General features: G+C 68.4%; 18 protein-coding genes and 1 pseudogene. 8 read left to right on the forward strand and 11 right to left on the reverse strand.

Annotation, left to right across the window (positions count from 1 at the left end; all coding sequences use genetic code 11):
* Positions 1 to 51: 51 nt before the first annotated feature.
* The 3 genes from PKO50_RS00575 (at position 52) to PKO50_RS00585 (ending at position 2,719) form a co-directional block, all read left to right on the forward strand.
* A complete protein-coding gene (locus PKO50_RS00575) occupies positions 52 to 2,076 on the forward strand; it encodes an oligopeptide transporter, OPT family (protein WP_275628518.1) in 2,025 nt (674 codons plus the stop codon).
* A gap of 68 nt (positions 2,077 to 2,144) precedes the next feature.
* Positions 2,145 to 2,360, forward strand: coding sequence for a CopG family transcriptional regulator (locus tag PKO50_RS00580; protein ID WP_089390284.1), 216 nt, complete (start codon positions 2,145 to 2,147; stop codon positions 2,358 to 2,360).
* Positions 2,354 to 2,719, forward strand: a complete 366-nt coding sequence (locus PKO50_RS00585) for a type II toxin-antitoxin system VapC family toxin (RefSeq protein WP_275628519.1) — start codon at positions 2,354 to 2,356, stop codon at positions 2,717 to 2,719. The genes PKO50_RS00580 and PKO50_RS00585 overlap by 7 nt, the downstream gene beginning before the upstream one ends.
* Here the strand turns inward: PKO50_RS00585 and PKO50_RS00590 are convergent.
* From PKO50_RS00590 to PKO50_RS00625, 8 genes and pseudogenes are all read right to left on the reverse strand, one after another.
* Positions 2,707 to 3,432: a DUF6796 family protein gene (locus PKO50_RS00590; RefSeq protein WP_275628520.1), complete on the reverse strand. Its 726-nt coding sequence runs from the start codon at positions 3,430 to 3,432 to the stop codon at positions 2,707 to 2,709. The genes PKO50_RS00585 and PKO50_RS00590 overlap by 13 nt on opposite strands.
* Positions 3,429 to 3,611 carry a hypothetical protein gene (locus PKO50_RS00595; protein ID WP_275628521.1) on the reverse strand — a complete coding sequence of 61 codons (183 nt, stop codon included), beginning with the start codon at positions 3,609 to 3,611 and terminating at the stop codon, positions 3,429 to 3,431. Before PKO50_RS00595 ends, PKO50_RS00590 begins: the two co-directional genes overlap by 4 nt.
* The gene (locus PKO50_RS00600) at positions 3,608 to 4,756 is read right to left on the reverse strand and encodes a PepSY domain-containing protein (protein WP_275628522.1); all 1,149 of its coding nucleotides are present in this window, start codon (positions 4,754 to 4,756) and stop codon (positions 3,608 to 3,610) included. Before PKO50_RS00600 ends, PKO50_RS00595 begins: the two co-directional genes overlap by 4 nt.
* 7 nt (positions 4,757 to 4,763) lie before the next feature.
* Positions 4,764 to 7,177, reverse strand: a pseudogene (locus PKO50_RS00605) (TonB-dependent receptor).
* A gap of 101 nt (positions 7,178 to 7,278) precedes the next feature.
* The gene (locus PKO50_RS00610) at positions 7,279 to 8,247 is read right to left on the reverse strand and encodes a FecR domain-containing protein (RefSeq protein ID WP_275628523.1); all 969 of its coding nucleotides are present in this window, start codon (positions 8,245 to 8,247) and stop codon (positions 7,279 to 7,281) included.
* A complete protein-coding gene (locus PKO50_RS00615; protein WP_275628524.1) occupies positions 8,244 to 8,750 on the reverse strand; it encodes a sigma-70 family RNA polymerase sigma factor in 507 nt (168 codons plus the stop codon). Before PKO50_RS00615 ends, PKO50_RS00610 begins: the two co-directional genes overlap by 4 nt.
* An 81-nt stretch (positions 8,751 to 8,831) precedes the next feature.
* Positions 8,832 to 10,787, reverse strand: a complete 1,956-nt coding sequence (gene betT, locus PKO50_RS00620) for a choline BCCT transporter BetT (RefSeq protein WP_275628525.1) — start codon at positions 10,785 to 10,787, stop codon at positions 8,832 to 8,834.
* Positions 10,788 to 11,155: 368 nt separating this feature from the next.
* Positions 11,156 to 11,308 (reverse strand): hypothetical protein, encoded by a 153-nt coding sequence (locus PKO50_RS00625; protein ID WP_167364769.1) that lies wholly within the window; start codon positions 11,306 to 11,308, stop codon positions 11,156 to 11,158.
* 336 nt (positions 11,309 to 11,644) lie between these two features.
* Between PKO50_RS00625 and PKO50_RS00630 the strand changes: the two genes are divergently transcribed.
* Complete coding sequence (locus PKO50_RS00630) at positions 11,645 to 11,968, forward strand: hypothetical protein (protein WP_089390159.1); 324 nt, start codon at positions 11,645 to 11,647, stop codon at positions 11,966 to 11,968.
* A gap of 184 nt (positions 11,969 to 12,152) precedes the next feature.
* On the opposite strand, the gene PKO50_RS00635 is transcribed toward PKO50_RS00630, so the two are convergent.
* On the reverse strand, positions 12,153 to 13,049 hold the full coding sequence (locus PKO50_RS00635; RefSeq protein WP_275628526.1) for a sigma-54-dependent transcriptional regulator: 897 nt from the start codon (positions 13,047 to 13,049) through the stop codon (positions 12,153 to 12,155).
* 91 nt (positions 13,050 to 13,140) lie between these two features.
* Positions 13,141 to 13,920, reverse strand: coding sequence for a MetQ/NlpA family ABC transporter substrate-binding protein (locus PKO50_RS00640; RefSeq protein WP_089390161.1), 780 nt, complete (start codon positions 13,918 to 13,920; stop codon positions 13,141 to 13,143).
* A gap of 451 nt (positions 13,921 to 14,371) precedes the next feature.
* On the opposite strand from PKO50_RS00640, the gene PKO50_RS00645 reads away from it, so the two are divergent.
* The 4 genes from PKO50_RS00645 (at position 14,372) to PKO50_RS00660 (ending at position 18,340) form a co-directional block, all read left to right on the forward strand.
* Positions 14,372 to 15,808 carry a cytochrome ubiquinol oxidase subunit I gene (locus tag PKO50_RS00645; RefSeq protein ID WP_275628527.1) on the forward strand — a complete coding sequence of 479 codons (1,437 nt, stop codon included), beginning with the start codon at positions 14,372 to 14,374 and terminating at the stop codon, positions 15,806 to 15,808.
* Positions 15,809 to 15,810: 2 nt separating this feature from the next.
* Positions 15,811 to 16,818 (forward strand): cytochrome d ubiquinol oxidase subunit II, encoded by a 1,008-nt coding sequence (gene cydB / locus PKO50_RS00650; RefSeq protein ID WP_275628528.1) that lies wholly within the window; start codon positions 15,811 to 15,813, stop codon positions 16,816 to 16,818.
* Between the two features lie 10 nt (positions 16,819 to 16,828).
* Complete coding sequence (locus PKO50_RS00655; protein ID WP_109935538.1) at positions 16,829 to 16,978, forward strand: DUF2474 domain-containing protein; 150 nt, start codon at positions 16,829 to 16,831, stop codon at positions 16,976 to 16,978.
* A gap of 159 nt (positions 16,979 to 17,137) precedes the next feature.
* Positions 17,138 to 18,340, forward strand: a complete 1,203-nt coding sequence (locus tag PKO50_RS00660) for an ISL3 family transposase (protein WP_275627212.1) — start codon at positions 17,138 to 17,140, stop codon at positions 18,338 to 18,340.
* Positions 18,341 to 18,689: 349 nt separating this feature from the next.
* Here PKO50_RS00660 and PKO50_RS00665 read toward each other — a convergent pair whose 3' ends face one another.
* Positions 18,690 to 19,901 (reverse strand): MFS transporter, encoded by a 1,212-nt coding sequence (locus PKO50_RS00665; protein ID WP_275628529.1) that lies wholly within the window; start codon positions 19,899 to 19,901, stop codon positions 18,690 to 18,692.
* Positions 19,902 to 19,974: the final 73 nt, after the last annotated feature.

A 19,974-nucleotide genomic window follows, 5' to 3' on the forward strand; every position in this document is an offset into this window, starting at 1 on the left:
CGCGCCGCTCTGGCCTAAGCTTGGCAGGTTGACTTCCAGAGACTGCCTTCCATGCTCGAACGGATTCCGGACGAATCGAACCTGGCCGAACTGACCCTGCGCGGGCTCATCCTCGGCGCCCTCATCACTGTCGTCTTCACCGCCTCCAACGTCTACCTGGGCCTGAAGGTCGGGCTGACGTTCGCCTCGTCGATCCCCGCCGCGGTGATCTCCATGGCGGTGCTGCGCTACTTCTCGGGCTCGAACATCCTCGAGAACAACATGGTGCAGACCCAGGCCTCGGCCGCCGGCACCCTGTCCTCGATCATCTTCATCCTCCCCGGCCTGCTGATGATCGGCTACTGGGCCGGCTTCCCGTTCTGGCAGACGGCGGCCATCTGCTCCATCGGCGGCATCCTCGGGGTGCTCTACACCATCCCGCTGCGCCGGGTGATGGTGGTACAGAGCAGCCTGCCGTACCCCGAAGGCGTGGCGGCGGCGGAGATCCTCCGCGTCGGCAGCCATGAGGAGGAGCACCCGCAGGCGGACGATGCCGGCAAGCCGGGCCTGCGCGACATCCTCGCCGGCGGCGTGGTGGCGGCGCTGTTCAGCCTGTTCAGCAGCGGTTTCAAGCTGCTGGCCGAGGGCTTCAGCTTCTGGCTCACCGCGGGCCAGGCGGCGTTCCGCCTGTCCACCGGCTTCTCCCTGGCGCTGGTGGGCGCCGGCTACCTGATGGGCATCACCGCCGGCATCGCCATCCTCATCGGCGTGGTGATCGCCTGGGGCGTGGCGGTGCCGCTGCTCACCGTGAACAGCACCCTGGCCGCCGGGCAGGGCCTGCCGGAGCTGGCCAGCAAGCTGTGGAGCAGCCAGGTGCGCTTCCTCGGCGCCGGCACCATAGGCGTGGCCGCGCTCTGGACCCTGGCCACCCTGTTCAAGCCCATGGTGCAGGGCGTCTGGGCCTCGCTCAGCGCCATCAGCGGGCGCGCCGAGGCCAGCGACCTGCGCACCGAGCGTGACATGCCGGCGGCCTGGATCCTGGCCATCGCCGCGGTCCTGCTGGTGGCGCTGTTCGTGGTCTTCGCCTACTTCCTCGGCCAGGCCGCGCCGGACCTCGCCGGCTTCTCCTTCTGGGGCCTGGTGGCCACCTGCGTGGTGTTCGCCTTCTTCTTCGGCTTCCTGATCGCCGCCGCCTGCGGCTACATGGCCGGCCTGGTGGGCTCTTCCAGCAGCCCGATCTCCGGCATCGGCATCATCGCGGTGATCCTGGTGTCGCTGCTGATCCTCGGCGTCGGCTCGCTGGAGGCCGACTTCCTCGACCGCGAGGGCGGCAAGCTGGCGATCGCCCTGGCGCTGTTCACCACCGCGGTGGTGCTGGCCATAGCCGCCATCTCCAACGACAACCTGCAGGATCTCAAGACCGGCTACCTGGTCGGCGCCACGCCCTGGCGCCAGCAGGTGGCGCTGATCGTCGGCTGCCTGGTGGGCGCGCTGGTGATCCCGCCGGTGCTGGAGCTGCTGTACAACGCCTACGGCTTCCCCAACGCCCTGCCGCGCGCGGGCATGGACCCCGGCGCAGCCCTGGCCGCGCCCCAGGCGACGCTGATGACCGCCATCGCCAGCGGGATTTTCCACGACGCGCTGAACTGGAACATGATCCTCATCGGCGTGGCCCTGGGCATCGCCCTGATCCTCGTCGACGTGCTCCTGCGCCGCACCGGCAAGGCCAGCCTGCCGGTGCTCGCCGTGGGCCTGGGCATCTACCTGCCGCCGACCATCGGCATGACGCTGGTGGTGGGCGCGGTGCTCGCCTGGCTGCTGGAGAGCGCGCTGAAGAAGCGCGCCCAGGCCGCCGGGGTGAACGAGGAGAAGTACGCCGAGCTGCCGCGCCGCCGCGGCGTGCTGCTGGCCTCGGGGCTGATCGTCGGCGAGAGCCTGATGGGCATCCTGCTCGCCGCGCTGATCGGCACCAGCGGCAAGGACGCGCCCCTGGCGCTGGTCGGCGCCGGTTTCGAGGACACCGCGCAGTGGCTGGGGCTGCTGGTGTTCGTGGTGGTCTGCGTGCTGTTCCACCGCCAGGTGCTGGGCAAACGCTGATACAAACGGAGGCTTGGTCGATCGGGGATGTGTGATATATGTTATCGATATCACATATGGAGGACGCCATGCGCACCCTCGTCGACATCCCCGCCGAACACCTCGAAGCGCTCAATGCCCTGGGCGAGCAACAGCAGCAATCGCGCGCCGCGCTGATCCGCGAGGCGGTCGCCGAGTACCTGGTCCGGCACCGCCGGCAGGATGCCGAGGCCGCCTTCGGCCTGTGGAACGGCAGCGCCGGCGACGGCCTGGCCTACCAGCGGAAGGTGCGCGAGGAATGGTGAAGGCGCTGTTCGACACCAACATCCTCATCGACTACCTCAACGGCCACGAACAGGCCCGCGACGAGTTGCGCCGCCACGATGACCCGGCCATCAGCATCGTCACCTGGATGGAGGTGATGATCGGCGCCACGCCCGCCACCGCCGCGGCCACCCGAGCCTTCCTCGACAGCTTCGCCCTGGTGCCGCTCGACGCGTCCGTCGCCGAGCGCGCCGTGGCGGTGCGCCAGACCCTGCGGGTGAAGCTGCCGGACGCCATCATCAAGGCCAGCGCCGAGGTGCAGGGTCGCCTGCTGGTCTCCCGCAACACCCGGGATTTCCCCGTCGACGACGTCGGCGTGCGCCTGCCCTACAGCCTCTGAGCCCCGCGCCGGGCGAACCACAGGCTGGAGAAGGCGTAGGCGACGAACCAGCCGATGTTGATGCCGGCGCCACGCAGCCAGGTGCCCAGCGGCTCCGGTAGCACGGCGGGGGCGAAGTGGCCCAGCACCCCCAGGCTCAGCGGGTTGAGCAGCAGCGCGCTGCTGCGCGGCAGGCGCGTGCGCCCGCAGGCGATGGCCAGGGTGAGCACGCCCAGCCCGGCCACCAGGCCGCCCACCGCCGCCACCCAGGCGATCATCAGCAGGCGGTGGAACTGCTCGCCCAGCGCCAGCAGCGCCGGGTGGGCGTCCGCCGGCACCAGCAGCAGGGTCTTGTAGACCATCCCCAGGTGGTAGAAGGCGGCGTGCCCCAGCGGCGAGTAGGCGTTGCCGCAGACCAGCAGGGCGAACAGCGTCCAGGCCATCCAGCCCTGGCCGCGGGCGACCAGGAACCAGTGCCAGGCGCCGAGCAGGTAGAGCGGCATGGCCAGCACCGCCACCAGGGCGCCGAAGGCCAGGCGCGGCTCGCTGTTGGGCAGCATGTAGTCCAGGCCTTCGAAGCTGATCCGCGACAGGTAGTCCTGCAGCGGCGGGTAGTCGGCGAGGTTGGCCCGGGCGCCGAGCAGGCCGGCGTCGCCGATCATCCAGAACACCGCGGCCAGCAGCCCGGCGTAGCCACACAGGCGCAGGGCGCGGTCGCTGTAGATCGGGTTCATGGCGACGGCCTGCGGGCGCGGGCCAGCGCCGCCAGGATCACCAGCAGGGGAATGCCCAGGGCGAACCAGGACAGCGCGTCCCAGGGGCCGTCGCCGACCAGCGCGGAAACCAGCCCCACCAGGCTCAGCACGGCCAGCGCCAGGGGCCAGCGGAACACCATCCACAAGTTGCGCTTCATGCCTCGCCCTCCGCGGCCAGGTGCCCGGCCTGCAGGTCGGCCAGGCGTTTCTCCATGGTCTTGCGCCGCGCGAACCACAGGTACAGGCCGCTGCCGAGCACGACGATGGCCACCAGGTCGAGCAGCGTCCAGACGATCTTCAGCGGCAGCCCGCCGTAGTCGCCGAAGTGCAGCGGCTGCGAGAGGAACAGCGTCTTCACGTACAGCGGCATCTCGCGGATGTCGGTCAGCTCGCCGGTCTGCGCGTCCACCAGGGCGGGCTTGAGCAGGCGCTTGGTCAGCGGCGTGGCGCCGTGCATGAACACCGCGTAGTGGTGCTGGCTGCTGAACTGGGTGCCGGGGAAGCCGATGAAGCTCATGGTCATGTCCGGCGCCGCCGCCTGGGCGGTCTGCAGCGCCTTGTGCAGCGAGCCGTTGTCGGCCATGGGCGGCGCGTCGCGGTAGGGCGCGGTCATCTCGGCCAGCTGGTCGCTGCGCCAGAGCATGAGGATCGGCAGCGCCAGGGTGTTGATCACCCCGGTGGCGCCCACCACCAGCACCCAGGCCAGGGTGACGATGCCCAGCATGTTGTGCAGGTCCAGCCACTTCACCCGGCGGCTGCGTCTGGTGCGCACCGCGGCGAAGTCGAGCTTGCGCATGAAGGGCGTGTAGACCACCACCCCGGACACCAGCGAGGCCAACAGCAGCAGCCCCATGAAGCCGAGGAACAGGTAGCCGGGCAGGCCCATGAACAGGTCGGTGTGCAGCTTGAGCATCAGGTACATGAAGCCGCCGGGCGGCGGCTCCGGGTCGAAGAACTCGCCGGTGCGCGCGTCGAACGGCTGCACGTGGCCGATGTCCGGCGGCGGCACCAGGGTGGGCGCGGTGATCACCGCGCCCAGCGGCTCGTCGGGGTCGAACACCACGAAGCGCACCACCTCGCCCGGGCGCGCGGCCAGGGCGCGGGCCACCACGTCGTCGTAGTCGATGCGCGGCGACTCGGCGGTCAGCGGCTTGAGCTCCGGGTGCGGTTCCAGGGTGTGCTCGATCTCGTCGTGGAAGATCAGCGGCAGGCCGGTCAGGCACAGCAGCAGCAGGAACAGCGTGGACACCAGGCTGGTCCACTTGTGCACCAGGTACCAGGTGCGCAGGGCTTTCGCGGTCATGGGCGCCTCAGAAGTCCGCGGTCAGCGACAGCGACAGGGTGCGCGGCGAGCTGACGGTCATGTAGCCGTTGGACGCGGTCCAGTAGTCCTTGGCCAGCAGGTTCTCCAGGTTGGCCCGCGCCACCAGCAGCTTGCCGGCGAGCTGGAAGGCATAGCTGGCGCCCACGTCGATGCGGTTCCAGTGCGGCACCTTGAGGTCGTTGGTGGTGTCCAGGTAGGCCGCGCCGGTGTAGATCCAGCGGCCGTCGAGGGTCAGCCCCTGGACGAACGGGGTGTCCCAGCTCAGCCCCAGGTTGGCCTGGCGCCGCGGCACGCCGGGGGCGTCCTTGCCTTCGCTGGTTGGGCTGGCGGTCTTGCTCTGCTCGGCCTTGATGTAGCTGGCGCCGGCCAGCACGCGCAGGTCGTCGGTCAGTTCGCCGAACAGGCTCAGCTCGATGCCGCGGTTGCGTTGCTCGCCGTCGGCGCGGAACACGTTGTCGGCGTCGAGGAAGGCGTTGGGTTTCTTGATCTCGAACAGCGCCAGGGTGGTGGTGAAGCCGCCCAGGTCGTACTTGGCGCCGACCTCGTACTGCTCGGCCTTGTACGGTGCCAGCGCCTGGCCGGCGTTGGCCGCGGTGGAGGGCGGGGTGTCGCCCTGGCTCAGGCCCTGGATGTAGTTGGCGTACAGCGACAACTCGTCCAGCGGCTTGACCAGCAGGCTGAACATCGGCGTCCAGGCGTGCTCGTCGTACTTGTTGGTGCGCGCTCCGCTGGACGGGTCGTAGTCCTTGGACTGCACCGTCTGCCGGCGCACGCCGGCGGTGAACTGCACGCGCTCGTCGAGGATCGACAGCCTGTCGGCCAGGGCCACGCCGGAGAGGTCGGTTTCGTTGGTCTTCGGGATGCTGCCGTCGAGGCTGGAGAAGTCCGGGATCGGCGTGTGCGGCGAGGTCTCGTAGAGGCTGCCCGGCTGCATGCCGGTGAACACGTAGACCATGCCCACGCGCTCGTGCAGGCGGTTGGCGCTGAGGGTCCAGTCGTGGCGCACGGGGCCGGTGTCGAAGTCGCCGCGCACCCCGGCCTCGCCGGAGTAGGTGCGGCGGTCGGCGCGCTGGCGCGCCAGGCTGTTGATGACGTCGCCCTGGTTGCCGTTGAGGATGCTGTTGGCGGCGATGGTCTCGTAGTCGCTCTGGCGCCCGCCGAGGCTGGCGAAGGCGGTGAGGTGGTCGCTGAGGTCGTACTCGCCGCGGTTGACGATCGAGTAGTCCACCTGGTCCAGGTAGGAGTCGCGCAGGCCGAAGCGGGTCTTGGAGTCCGGCGCGTGGGGGATGCTGGTGGCGCTGCCGGTGATCACCGGGCGCACCACGCCCTCCAGGCTTTCCTTCTGGTACAGCAGGTCGCTGGACAGGCGCAGGCGCTCGCCGCGGAAGTCCAGGCCCAGGGCCAGCAGCGGGAACCCGCGGCTCTGGTGGTCGATGGCGGTGTCGCCGTTGCGGTACACACCGTTGAAGCGCACGCCGAAGGCGTTGCCCTCGCCGAAGCGGCGGCCGATGTCCAGGTGCGTGCCGAGCTGCGAGCGGTCGGTCCAGTCCAGGCTGACGCGGGTCAGCGGCTGGTCCTCGGCGCGCTTGGGCACCAGGTTGATGGTGCCGCCGACGCTGCCGCCGGGGGACATGCCGCCGAGCAGGGCGGTGGGGCCCTTGAGCACTTCCACGCGCTCGGCGAACTCGATCGGCACCCGCCAGTAGGGCAGCACGCCATACAGGCCGTTGAAGGCGACGTCGGCGTTGTTCACCCCGAAGCCGCGGATGACGTAGGTATCCACCAGGTCGCCGCGGCCACCGATGACGCGCACCGACGGGTCGTTGGCCACCAGCAGGTCGGCGACGCTGCGCGCCTGCTGCGCCTCGATGGTCTGCGCGGTGTAGCTGGTGACGCTGAAGGGCGTGTCCATCAGGTCGGCGTTGCCCAGCATGCCCAGGCGCGCGCCGCTGGCCACCTGGCCGCCGGCGTAGGCGGGGGCAGGGCCTCGGCGCCGAGGCTGGCGGTGATGGTGCTGGCCGACAGGGCCACGGCGCCGTCGGTGGGCACCGGGCGCAGCACGTAGCTGCCGTTGGCCTGGTGCTCGGCCTGCAGGCCGCTGCCGACGAGCAGCGCACTGAAGCCGCCGGTGACGTCGTAGCTGCCGTGCAACCCGGCGGACTGGCGGCCGCGCAGTTGCGCGGCGTCGAACGACAGGGCCACCCCGGCGGCGCTGGCGAAGCGCCCGAGCACTTCCGCCAGGGGCCCGCCGGCGATGTCGTAGCGCACGGCTTCGGCGGCCTGGGCGCTAGCAGCGGCGAGCGCGCCGGCGCCCAGGGCCAGGGCGATGGCCAGGGCCAGCGGTTTGTGGAGCGAACGGCTGGCGGTGGCCGGTGCCGGGTCGACGGTGTTGCGGTTCATGCGGACTCCCCCAAGTTGGGCCAGATGGCCCGGAATACGAGGGGGCCGGGCGAGGGCGGAAAAAAGTGCAAGGCCGGGGAGATTTTTTTCCGGCCCCGGTCTCAGGCCTGCGGCTGCACGCTGACCCAGAAGCGCGTGTGGCGCACGATGCGCAGCCCGAAGGCGGATTCCAGGGCGGCCAGGGCCAGCTCGGTATCGCCGATGGGGAAGTTGCCGGAGACCTTCAGCCCGGCGATCCGCGGGTCGCAGTGCAGCACGCCGCTGCGGTAGCGGCCCAGTTCCTCCAGCAGTTCGCCCAGCGGGCGGTCCACGGCGATCAGGCTGCCGGCGAGCCAGGCGGCGGTGTTGGCGTCGTTGCGCCGCAACGGGCCGAGGTCCAGCTCGCCGAGGTCGAGCTGCTCGCCGCCGTGCAGGATGCGGCTGCGCTGCGGCGCGGCCCGGGGGCGGACTTCCACGGCCTTGTCGAGCACGGCGACGCGGGTGCGGCCGTCGAGCAGGCGCACGCTGAAGCGGGTGCCCAGGGCGAGGATGCGGCCCTGGGGCGTCTCCACGCGGAAGGGGCGGGCGCTGCCGCTGGGGTCCGGCGCGGTGCTGACGAAGATTTCCCCGCGCAGCAGGCGCAACAGGCGTTGTCCGGGGTCGAAGAGCACGTCCACCGCGCTGTCGGTGTTCAGCGTCAGCGAGGAGCCGTCGGCCAGGGGGACTTCGCGGCGCTCGCCCACCGCGCTGCGGTAGTCGGCCAGCCAGGCCTGCCAGGGCGTGTCGCGCCAGGCCAGCCAGGCCAGCGGCAGGCCCAGGGCGAGGCTGCCCAGGCCGCCGAGCAGCTGGCGGCGCGACAGCCCGCGGGCGCCCAGGGTCGGCCCGGCCAGCTTGCCCGGCACCCGGGCGAACTGCTGGCGCACCTGTTCCACCCGGGCCCAGGCGCGCTGGTGCTCGGCGCTGGCGGCGTACCAGTGCTGCCAGGCGCTCTGGTCGGCGTCGCTGGCGTGGCCGGAGTAGAGGCGCGCGTACCACTGGGCGGCGGCGCGGATGGCCTGGCGTTCGGCCTCGCTGGGGGCGGTGGCGCTCATGGCAGCATCAGGCAGCAGTGTTCCATGGCCTTGGCCATGTGGTTGTTCACCGTGCGCAGGGAAATGCCCTGGCGCTCGGCGATCTCGGCGTAGGTCAGGCCCTCGACCTGGGCCAGCAGGAAGCTGCGCTTGACCTTGGCGCCCAGGCCGTCGAGCAGGCGGTCGATCTCCATCAGCGCCTCGAACAGCAGGGCCTGGGTCTCCGGCGAGGGCTGCTCGTCCTCCGGCAGGCCGGCCACGGCCTCCAGGTAGGCCTGCTCCAGCGAACGGCGGCGGAAGTGGTCGATCATCAGGCCCTTGGCGATGGTCGCCAGGTAGTCCCGCGGCTCGCGGATCTCGCCGGCGTTGCGCGCGCGCAGCACGCGGACGAAGGTGTCCTGGGCCAGGTCGGCGGCATCGCAGGCGTTGCCCAGGCGGCGCCGCAGCCAGCCGTGCAGCCAGCCGTGGTGCTCGTTGTAGAGATGGTGCAGGGCGTGCTGCGGGTCGAGAGCGGTCGCCGGCATGGGAAGGGCCTGAAGGAAGGTGTGCCAATGATAATCACTATCAATTGACAATTGCCAGGCCCCTCGTCACCGGCGTGCCGTTCAACGCACCAGGTGCAGGAACTGCAGGTGCCGCTCGTACTGGTCGAGCATGTCGTTGATGATCTGCTCCCTGCCGTAGCCCATCAGGTCGTAGTCCTGGCTGCCCTCGGCCAGGTGCACCTCGGCGCGGAAGTAGCGGCGGTTCTTCAGGTGCAGGCCGCCCATGCCGGCGCGGGCGAAGGACGGCGTGAAGTAGCCGCGCATCGATACCTGGTAGTAGAACGGGTGCTGCTCGCCGTGGCCGATCTCCAGGCTCAGCTCCAGGTTGCCCGGGTCGAGGTCGGCGTCCACCTGCAGGCCCTTGTCGCGGAACACTTCCGCCACCTCGGCCATGGCCGGGCCGACCACGTCCGCCAGGAAGCGGTAGACCTCGTCGCGGGTGGGGAAGTGCACCGCCTGGGAGATGCGCCGCTTCCAGCCGCCGGCCTTGGCCGCCAGCGGCGGCGCCAGGGAATGGCTGCGCGCGCGCTGGCGCTGGGATTCCAGGTAGAAGGCCTTGTGCAGGCCCCACATCATCAGCAGCAGGATCAGCGAGAAGGGCAGCGAGGTCAGCACCACCGCCGACTTCAGCGCGTCGATGCTGCCGGCGAACAGCAGGCCGCCGGTGACCAGCGCGGTGGCCAGGCCCCAGAACACCCGCAGCCACTTCGGGCCGTCGTCGTCGGCGCTGCCGCCGCGGGCGGAGAGGGTGGAGAGCACCACGGTGCCGGAGTCGGCCGAGGTGACGAAGAACACGAAGCTGACCAGCACGGTCACGGCGATCAGCACGCGGCTGCCGGGGTAGTCCTGCAGCAACTGGTAGAGCGCCATCTGCGGCTCCGCCACGGCCACCCGGCCCAGTTCGACGGCGCCGTGGTCCAGCACCTGTTCCAGGGCGCTGTTGCCGAAGATGGACATCCACGCCAGGGTGAAGCCCAGGGGGATGAAGAGCACGCCGAAGACGAATTCGCGGATGGTCCGCCCGCGGGAGATGCGCGCGATGAACAGGCCGACGAAGGGCGCCCAGGCGATCCACCAGGCCCAGTAGAACACCGTCCAGCCGCCCAGCCAGTCACCGCCCTCGCCATAGGCGTAGAGGTCGAAGCTCTTGGTCGGCAGCGCGCCGAGGTAGTCGCCGATGTTCTGCACCAGGGTGTTGAGCAGGTGCTGGGTGGGCCCGGCGAACAGCACGAACAGCAGCAGGGCGCAGGCCAGCAGCATGTTGATGTCGGAGAGCAGGCGGATGCCCTTGTCCACGCCGGACACCGCCACGGCGATGGCTGCGCCCATCATCAGGGCGATCAGGGTCATCTGCACCGGGTGGCTGTGGGCGACGCCGAACAGGTAGTCGAGCCCGGCGTTGAGCTGCAGCACGCCGAAGCCCATGTCGGCGCCCAGGCCGAACACGGTGGCGACTATGCCGAAGCAGTCCACGGTGTAGCCGATGGGCCCGTTGATGCGCTTGCCGATCAGCGGGTACAGCGCCGAGCGCAACGCCAGCGGCAGGTTGTGGCGGTAGGCGAAGTAGGCCAGGGCCATGGCCACCAGGGCGAACACGCCCCAGCCGTGCAGGCCCCAGTGCAGGAACAGCAGCTGCATGGCCTGGCGCGCCGCCTCGGCGGTGCCGGCCGCGCCCTGGGGCGGCTGCAGGAAGTGCGTCAGCGGCTCGGACACGCAGAAGAAGAACAGGGTGATGCTGATGCCCGCGGCGAACAGCATGCCGGCCCAGGACAGGTAGCTGAATTCCGGCTCGTCGTGGTCGGCACCGAGCTTGATCTTCCCGTAGCCGGAAAGCGCGGTGACCACCACGAAGATCAGGTACAGCGTCATCGCCAGCAGGTAGTACCAGCCGACGTTGGCGGCGGCCCAGGCCTGGGCGTCGAGCAGCCATTGGCCGGCCTCGACGGGGAAGCCGATGACCAGGACGACGAACAGCAGGATCAGCGCCGCCGCACCGTAGAAGGCCGGTGGGTTCATGCGCATGGCGGGGGAGGGTGGAGCGGTGGACGAGGGAAGCTGGGGAACGGACAAAACGGGCGGGGTTCCTCGTGTTTTTAATTGAACAGGCAATCAATATAAACACGAAAGGCCTTGCCAGGGCCACTCCCCGGGACCGATGGTCCCGCCGCCGGCCCCGTGCGGGGGCCGAGCGGAGCGGGTACTGCTTTACTTGCGGCGGGGCTTCGCGCGGCGGACTTCACGGCGTTCCGGATCGACCTGCTGGGGTACGTTCAGGAAAGCAGTGGCGGCGAAAAAGCTGGCAAGAGCGGCAAAGCTGGTCACGATAGTCTCCAAGGGCGCCGGGGAAATTGGGTCCCGACTGCCTGGTAGCCATTTTCCCTGATTCACATGACAAATTGAAGTTGATGTGCCTGATGATCGGTATTGATGTGGTCGATGGGACTGCCTTTTGCCGTTGACGTCAGAGAAATTCCTGTTTTTGACCTTTCCATCAGGATTCCCTGCTGCCGGGCATGGGGGTAGGCGAATCGTTTCACTGCGACCATCCGTCGCTTTTCGTGGACGTTCGAAGCCTGGGAGCCGCGTTTTCGTAGGTGTGCGATGCGCCCGGGAGGGCGGCGAATGCCGCTGATCGCGGACGGAGTCCGCTCCTACGGTCCGGTGAAGGTACGGCATCCCTGTAGGAGCGGACTCCGTCCGCGATTGACCGCCGGCCCTGCCGGCGGATGTCCTCCGCCATGGTCTGTAGGCAGGCCAGGGCGGTTTCATACATGGCCTGGTGTTTACTCGGAAAGGTCCGACTTCGGGCCGTCGGGCGTTTGGTTAGTGTCGTCGCCGGCAACACACCAACCATCGATCAGGACACTCGTCGCATGAACCTCACCCGCATCTGCCTCGTCTTCGCCCTGGCGGCCCCCCTGGCCGCCTGCACCACCATGACGCCCAACCAGGCGATAGTCCCCCTGCAGGCAGCCACCGCCCAGATGATCGGCCTCGCCTCTTCCGACGAACTCGTCATCCGCGACGTCAAGGCGGGGCAGCCCGATCCCCTGGGCACCCAGGAGCTTTCCTATACCGCCAGGACCACCAAGGGGCGCGTCTTCAACTGCACCTCGCGAATGATGCCCGGCCTGCTGATCAGCCCGGCGACGCTGTCCACCCCTTCCTGCACGCCGGTGGTCGCCCATTCCAACTGAGACGGTGACGGCCTGTTGGCCGGATCGTGGACGGAGTCCGCTCCTGCGCTGCCCGAGCCATGTGATTCCCCTGTAGGAGCGGGCCCTGCCCGCGATTTCGCGCGCAGGGCGCGCTCCTACAGGTGGGACAGCGGTGGCGGCGTAGGAGACTCCGTCCGCGATAGCCTCAGGTTCCGGTGCGGTCCTACGGAAGAGGGGCTTCTTCCAATAACGCGAGCAACTGCTCGCGCACGCCGGGCTGGCGCAGCAGCCGGCGCAGGTCCGCTGGCGCGCTGTCCGGCAGGTTGAGGTGCTGCGGCTGGATTTCCTCGCCCGGGCTGACCAGCAGGGCGAAGTGGATGACGTTCTCCAGTTCGCGGATGTTGCCCGGCCAGGGGTAGGCCTCCAGCGCCGCCTGGGCCGCTTCGCCGATGTGCGGCACCGGCAGGTCCAGGCGCTGGGCGTGGATGCCGAGGAAGTATTCGGCCAGCGGCAGGATGTCGCCGATGCGCTGGCGCAGCGGCGGCAGCTCCAGGTCGCCGTCCACCAGGTATTGCCGCAGCGGTTCGAGGAACTTGCCGGCGGCCACCGCCTGGCCCAGGTCGATGCTGGTGGCCACCACCAGGCGCACGTCCACCGGGATCGGCTCGCGGGCGCCGACGCGCAGCACCTCGCGCTCCTGCAGCACGCGCAGGAGTTTCTCCTGCAACCCCAGCGGCAGGTCGGCGATCTCGTCCAGGTACAGGGTGCCGCCGTTGGCCGAGCCCAGCCAGCCGGCGCGGCTGCCCACCGGGCCGTTGTGCGCGCCGGGGGCGTAGCCGAACAGCTCGGCCTCGGCGAAGTTGCGGCTCAGCGCGCTGCAGCTGACCGCGACGAACAGCCCGGGGCGCTCGCTGGCGCGGTGGATGTGCCGGGCCAGCAGTTCCTTGCCGGTGCCGGTCTCGCCGCGGATCAGCACCGGCTGCAGGCCCGGGGCCAGGCGCTCGACCTCGTCGCGCACCTGGTGCGAACGCGGGTCGAAGAACACCAGCGCCTTGGCGCGGATGCTCAGCGGGCTCTTGTCGGCGTCGGGGAAGGTCAGCAGCGGTTGGGGAGTTTTCATCGGCACGGCTCTCGAAATGAAAACGCCGGTGGCGGGCACCGGCGCGTGCGTGTGAAGACGGCGCGCCCCTTGGCCGGGGCGCGCCCATCGATCAGAAGGCGGGGATCACCGCGCCGTCGTATTTCTTCTCGATGAAGGCCTTCACTTCCGGGCTGGTCAGCGCCGCGGAGAGTTTCTTCAGGGCGTCGCTGTCCTTGTTGTCCGGGCGCGCCACCAGGTAGTTCACGTAGGGCGAGTTGCGGTCCTCGAGGATCAGGGCGTCCTTCACCGGGTTGAGCTTGGCCTCCAGGGCGTAGTTGGTGTTGATCAGGTCCAGGTCGACCTGGTCCAGCACGCGGGGCAGCAGGGCCGACTCCAGCTCCTTGAACTTCAGGTGCTTGGGGTTCTCGGCGATGTCTTTCGGCGTGGCCAGGGCGTTGTGCGGGTCCTTCAGCTTGATCACGCCGGCCTTCTGCAGCAGGAGCAGGGCGCGGCCGCTGTTGCTGCCCTCGTTGGGCAGGGCGACGGTGGCGCCGTCGGGCAGCTCGCTCAGGGACTTGTACTTCTTCGAGTAGCCGCCGAAGGGTTCGACGTGCACGCCGGTCACGGTGACCAGGTCGGTGCCCTTGCCCTTGTTGAAGTTGTCCAGGTACGGCCGGGTCTGGAAGTAGTTGGCGTCCAGGCGCTTCTCGGCCACCTGCACGTTGGGCTGCACGTAGTCGGTGAAGACCTTGATCTCCAGGTCCACGCCTTCCTTGGCCAGGGTCGGCTTGATCAGCTCGAGGATCTCGGCATGGGGGACCGGGGTGGCGGCCACCACCAGTTTCTCGTTGGCGTTGACCGAGGCGCTGAAGGCGGCGGCGAGGGCAGTCAGGAGCAGCAGTTTCTTCATGGCGATGTCCTTGTAGGGCAGCGTGCCGGCGATCAGACCGCGGCTCGTGGCGGCGGCGCAGGGCGGCGGGGGTTGGCTCCGGCCCCTCTGCGGAGGCCGTTGGAGCGAAAGCTACCGGGATTTTTTATTCCATTAAAATATTATTTATTCATCTGCATATGACTTGTTTTCATAATGAATGACCGCTGAGACAGGCTGCCGCGCGACAGCCTGCCGCGCGGCAACCCACCACGGCGGCAAGCCGCGGCGTGCGGCGTAACATCGATACGCTTTCTTGAGCTGCATCAATGCACGCCCTGCTAGTCTTTGCTTGGCGTACCGCCGTAGACCTCCGGTCCGCCGGCCCGAACAAGAATCCGATTCCAGGATCACTGCTGAAACCCCGGCGTCCGTGCGCCGGCGAGCTGCCCGCTGCGTGCGACGACGGGCGTCACCCTGAAGAGGAAACGTCATGTTGGGTCTCGAGGCGTTGGAACTGGCGCGTATCCAGTTCGCCTTTACCGTCTCCTTCCACATCATCTTCCCCGCCATCACCATCGGCCTGGCCAGTTACCTGGCGGTGCTCGAAGGGCTGTGGCTGAAGAGCGGCCAGGAGGTCTACCGCGACCTCTACCACTTCTGGTCGAAGATATTCGCGGTGAACTTCGGCATGGGCGTGGTCTCCGGCCTGGTGATGGCCTACCAGTTCGGCACCAACTGGAGCCACTTCTCCGCCTACGCCGGGAGCATCACCGGACCCTTGCTGACCTACGAGGTGCTCACCGCCTTCTTCCTCGAGGCCGGCTTCCTCGGCGTGATGCTGTTCGGCTGGAACCGCGTCGGCCCGGGGCTGCACTTCTTCGCCACGGTGATGGTGGCCCTGGGCACCCTGATGTCGACCTTCTGGATCCTCGCCTCCAACAGCTGGATGCAGACCCCGCAGGGCTTCGAGGTGGTCGACGGGCGGGTGATCCCGGTGGACTGGTTCGCGGTGATCTTCAACCCGTCCTTCCCCTACCGCCTGCTGCACATGAGCATCGCCGCCTTCCTCGCCACGGCCTTCTTCGTCGGCGCCTCGGCGGCCTGGCACCTGCTGCGCGGGCGCGACAACCCGGCGATCCGCAAGATGCTTTCCATGGCCATGTGGATGGCGCTGCTGGTGGCGCCGATCCAGGCCATGATCGGCGACGCCCACGGCCTGAACACCCTGGAGCACCAGCCGGCGAAGATCGCCGCCATCGAGGGCCACTGGGACAACGCCGAGGGCGGCCCGACGCCGCTGATCCTCTTCGGCTGGCCGGACATGCAGCGCGAGGAAACCCGCTTCAAGGTGGAAATCCCGGTGCTCGGCAGCCTGATCCTCAAGCACAGCCTGAGCGAGCCGATCCCGGCGCTGAAGGACTTCCCGCGCGAGGACCGGCCCAACTCCACCATCATCTTCTGGTCGTTCCGCATCATGGCCGGCCTGGGCATGCTGATGATCCTGGTCGGCGTCTGGAGCCTGTGGCTGCGCTGGCGTGGGGGGCTGTTCAGCAACCGCGCCTTCCTGCGCCTGGCGCTGTGGATGGGCCCCTCGGGGCTGCTGGCGATCCTCGCCGGCTGGTTCACCACCGAGGTCGGCCGCCAGCCCTGGGTGGTCTACGGGCTGATGCGCACCGCGGACGCGGTGTCCAACCACAGCACCCTGCAGATGAGCCTGACCCTGGTGATGTTCGTGCTGGTGTACTTCTCGCTGTTCGGCGTGGGCATCGGCTACATGATGCGCCTGGTGCGCAAGGGCCCGGTCACCCACGAGGGGCGCGAGCACAACGAGGGCGGCGCCGGGCGCCAGCGCACCGCGGCGCGGCCGCTGTCGGCCACCGCCGAGGGCTTCGACGACGATGACGACGACCGGGAAGGGAGGAACTGACGATGGGCATCGACCTTCCGCTGATCTGGGCGATCATCATCATCTTCGGCGTGATGATGTATGTGGTGATGGACGGCTTCGACCTGGGGATCGGCATGCTCTACCCGTTCTTCAAGGACGAGCGCGACCGCGACGTGATGATGAACACGGTGGCGCCAGTGTGGGACGGCAACGAGACCTGGCTGGTGCTCGGCGGCGCAGCGCTGTTCGGCGCCTTCCCGATGGCCTACTCGGTGGTGCTTTCGGCGCTGTACCTGCCGCTGGTGCTGATGCTGGTGGGGCTGATCTTCCGCGGCGTGGCCTTCGAGTTCCGCTTCAAGGCCAAGGCGCACAAGCGGCACATCTGGGACAAGGCCTTCATCGGCGGCTCGCTGGCGGCGACCTTCTTCCAGGGCGTGGCCCTGGGCGCCTTCATCGAGGGCCTGCCGGTGGTCGACGGCCAGTACGCCGGCGGCTCGCTGGACTGGCTGGCGCCCTTCCCGCTGTTCTGCGGCCTGGCGCTGATCGTCGCCTACAGCCTGCTCGGCTGCACCTGGCTGATCATGAAGACCGAAGGCAAGCTGCAGGAGCGCATGCACGACCTGGCGCGCCCGCTGGCGCTGGTACTGCTGGCGGTGATCGGCATCGTCAGCCTGTGGACGCCGCTGGCCCACGAGGCCATCGCCCAGCGCTGGTTCAGCCTGCCCAACCTGTTCTGGTTCCTGCCGGTGCCGCTGCTGGTGCTGCTGAGCTTCTACGCCCTGCTGCGCTCGGTGGCGCGCAACGACAACGCGCTGCCCTTCGTGCTCACCCTGGTGCTGATCTTCCTCGGCTACAGCGGCCTGGGCATCAGCCTGTGGCCGAACATCATCCCGCCGGGGGTGAGCATCCAGGCTGCCTCGGCGCCGCCGCAGAGCCAGGGCTTCATGCTGGTGGGCGCGCTGTTCATCATCCCCTTCATCCTCGGCTACACCGCCTGGAGCTACTACGTGTTCCGCGGCAAGGTGAAGCACGGCGATGGCTACCACTGAGGGCCGCGGCATGACACCGGACGAACAGGGCAAGGCGCCGCTGCGCAAGCGGCTGGGCTGGCTGGTGCTGATCTGGGCGGCCAGCGTCGCCGCCCTGGGCGTGGCGGCCTGGCTGATGCGCCTGCTGATGAATGCGGCGGGGTTGGGGACGCCGCACTGAGACTCCCATCTGGGCGCCTTCGGGGGCCTGTAGCCCCTGCTTTGGCGGGGGCTTTTTTATGGTTCTTCGCGGAGTCTGGGGAAAGAGCGGATTGACAGTCAGGGAAGCGGGTAGATTGGCAGTCGCCAAACGAACCAACCCCCACCCCCTGCTGTCGCCGTGCATCCTATTGATCTTGCTGCTTTCTGGCCAGGCTACGAAGTCATCGCCTGCCACCCATCTGCCGACAGCACCCTGCTGATCGAGCTCAAGCCTCACGCCAGCGCTGTCCCCAAATGCGGGCGCTGCGGTCAGGCCAGTCCATTAATCCACGAACGGCGGATTCGCCGGGTGCGTGATCGCGATCTGTTCGACCAGCGCGTCCTGCTCCAACTGCCGGTGCGCCGCGTCGACTGCCTGCGCTGTGGTCGGGTGACCGAGCGGATCGACTGGCTGGAGCCAGCGTCGCGCTTGACCCAGCGCTTGCGCATCTGGCTCGAGGCTTTGCTGCAATTACTGCCCATCAGTCACGTCAGTCGCCTCGTCGGTCTGCATTGGCACACGCTCAAGCAGCTCGACAAACGTCGTCTAGAGGCCGCAGTCGGTGCTTTCGAGCCGGGTGACGTTCGCCGCCTGGTGATGGACGAGTTCGCTCTTCACAAAGGACATCGTTACGCCACCGTGATCATGGATGCGCAGCGGACACGCGTGCTGTGGGTCGGGCATGGCAACAGCCGCGAGGCGATTCAGCCGTTCTTCGAACTGCTCGGTGAGCGCTGCCAGCAAATCGAGGCCGTGGCGATGGACATGAACACCGCCTTCGATCTGGAAGTAAAACAGCATTGCCCCCGTGCCGAAGTGGTCTACGACCTATTCCACGTGGTGGCTCGCTATGGCCGGGAGGTGATCGACCGCATCCGTGTCGATCAGGCCAACGCGCTACGCCAGGACAAAGCGGCACGCAAGGTAATCAAGCAGAGTCGTTGGTTGCTGCTGCGCAATCGCGAAAACCTCAAGGATCAGCAAGCCGTGCAGTTGCAGGAAATCCTCGAGGCCAACCAGCCACTGGCCACGGTCTACGTGCTCAAGGATGCGCTCAAGGAAATCTGGTACGCCCCCAGCGTGCGGGAGGGTTGGCGCCGCTGGCGGGACTGGTTGCGCCACGCCAGGGACAGTGGCCTGGCCCCGCTGCAACGCTTCGCTCGCAATCTGCGCAAATACGCCCGAGGCATCCTGGCCAGCGCTCGCTTCCCCATGCACACCAGCCTGCTGGAAGGGGTAAACAATCGCATCAAGGTGATCAAGCGCATGGCCTATGGCTTCAGGGACTCCGCCTACTTCTTCCTGAAAATCAAGGCCGCCTTCCCCGGGAAAGCGCGATGAACCTTTTTTATTGGGGGGCTTTTGGGTTTTTCGTAGGAGCGAGCTTGCTCGCGAATGGCGTTTCCCTATCGCTACAGCGCCTGGGGTTGATTCCGCTCCCTCTCCCTAACCCTCTCCCTGAAGGGAGAGGGGACCGTTGGGCAGATGCTGATATTTCGGCGTTAGCCGGCTAGCACGGGGATTGCCGGCTGAAACCATTCCCCCTCTCGGCACGGACAAGCCCCCTCTCCCTTCAGGGCGGGGTGCGCAGCCGAGGGCTGGGGAGAGGGTGCTCTGCAACCCAGAGCGCAAAGTCGCCGGGAAACGCTGTTCGCGAGCAAGCTCGCTCCTACGAAGAGCGAAGAGCGCTTCAGTGCAGCTTGTCCCTCTTCGCCAACGTTGGAAACAGCTTCATCCACGCCCCAGTAACAACCAGCGTCCCCACGCCACCAATAACCACCGCCGGCACCGTGCCGAACCAGTGCGCCGTCAGCCCCGACTCGAACTCGCCGAGCTGGTTGCTGGCGCCGATGAACAGGCCGTTCACCGCGCTGACGCGGCCGCGCATCTCGTCCGGGGTTTCCAGCTGCACGAAGGCGCCGCGGATCACCATGCTGATCATGTCCGCCGCGCCCAGCACCACCAGCACGCCCAGGGACAGCCAGAAGGAGGTGGACAGGCCGAAGGCGATGGTCGCCACGCCGAAGATGCCCACCGCCAGGAACATGATGCGCCCGACGTTGCGCTCGATGGGGAAGCGCGCCAGCCAGAACGACATCAGCAGCGCGCCCAGCGCCGGCGCCGAGCGCAGCAGGCCCAGGCCCCAGGGGCCGGTGAGCAGGATGTCCTTGGCGAACACCGGCAGCAGCGCGGTGGCGCCGCCCAGCAGCACGGCGAACAGGTCCAGGGAGATGGCGCCGAAGATGTCCGGACGGCTGCGGATGAAGTGGATGCCGGCCATCAGCGACTGCAGGCTGGCCTTGCCCTGGATGCCGTTCTGCCGGCGCACCTGCAGGCTCAGCGACAGCGCGCAGGCCATGAAGTAGAGCAGCGTGGTCGGCGCGTACACCCAGAAGGCGCCGAAGGCGTAGAGCAGGCCGCCCAGGGCTGGCGCGGCGATGGTCGCCGCCTGCATGGCCGAGGCCGAGGCGGCCACCGCGCGGGGGAAGAGCGCGGTGGGCACTAGGTTCGGCAGCAGCGCCTGGGTGGTCGGCATCTCGAAGGAGCGCGCGCTGCCGAGCAGGAAGGCCAGCACGAAGATCATCTCGCGGGTCACGCTGCCGGTGCTGGCGCCCAGCACCAGGGCCAGCGCCACCAGGCCCTGGGCCACCTGGCACAGCGCGGCGACCTTGCGCCGGTCGTAGCGGTCGGCGACGTGCCCGGTGTGCAGCATGAACAGCACCCGTGGGAGGAACTCCACCAGGCCCACCAGGCCGAGGTCGAGCACGTTGTGGGTCAGCTCGTACATGTGCCAGCCGATGGCCACGGTGAGCATCTGGAAACCGCTGGCGGTGCACACGCGGGCGAGCCAGAAGGCGAGGAAGGGACGGTGGCGGAGCAGCGAGGTGGCTTCGGCGGACATGGTGCGCGGACGACTGGTTAGGGAGCTAAGCAAAGGCCGGTGAGCGTAGCACGCCGTAACAAATTCGGTAGGC

Origin of the sequence: Pseudomonas sp. 273, from assembly GCF_029201425.1 — a bacterium.
In the GTDB taxonomy this organism is placed as follows: Bacteria; Pseudomonadota; Gammaproteobacteria; order Pseudomonadales; family Pseudomonadaceae; genus Pseudomonas; species Pseudomonas delhiensis.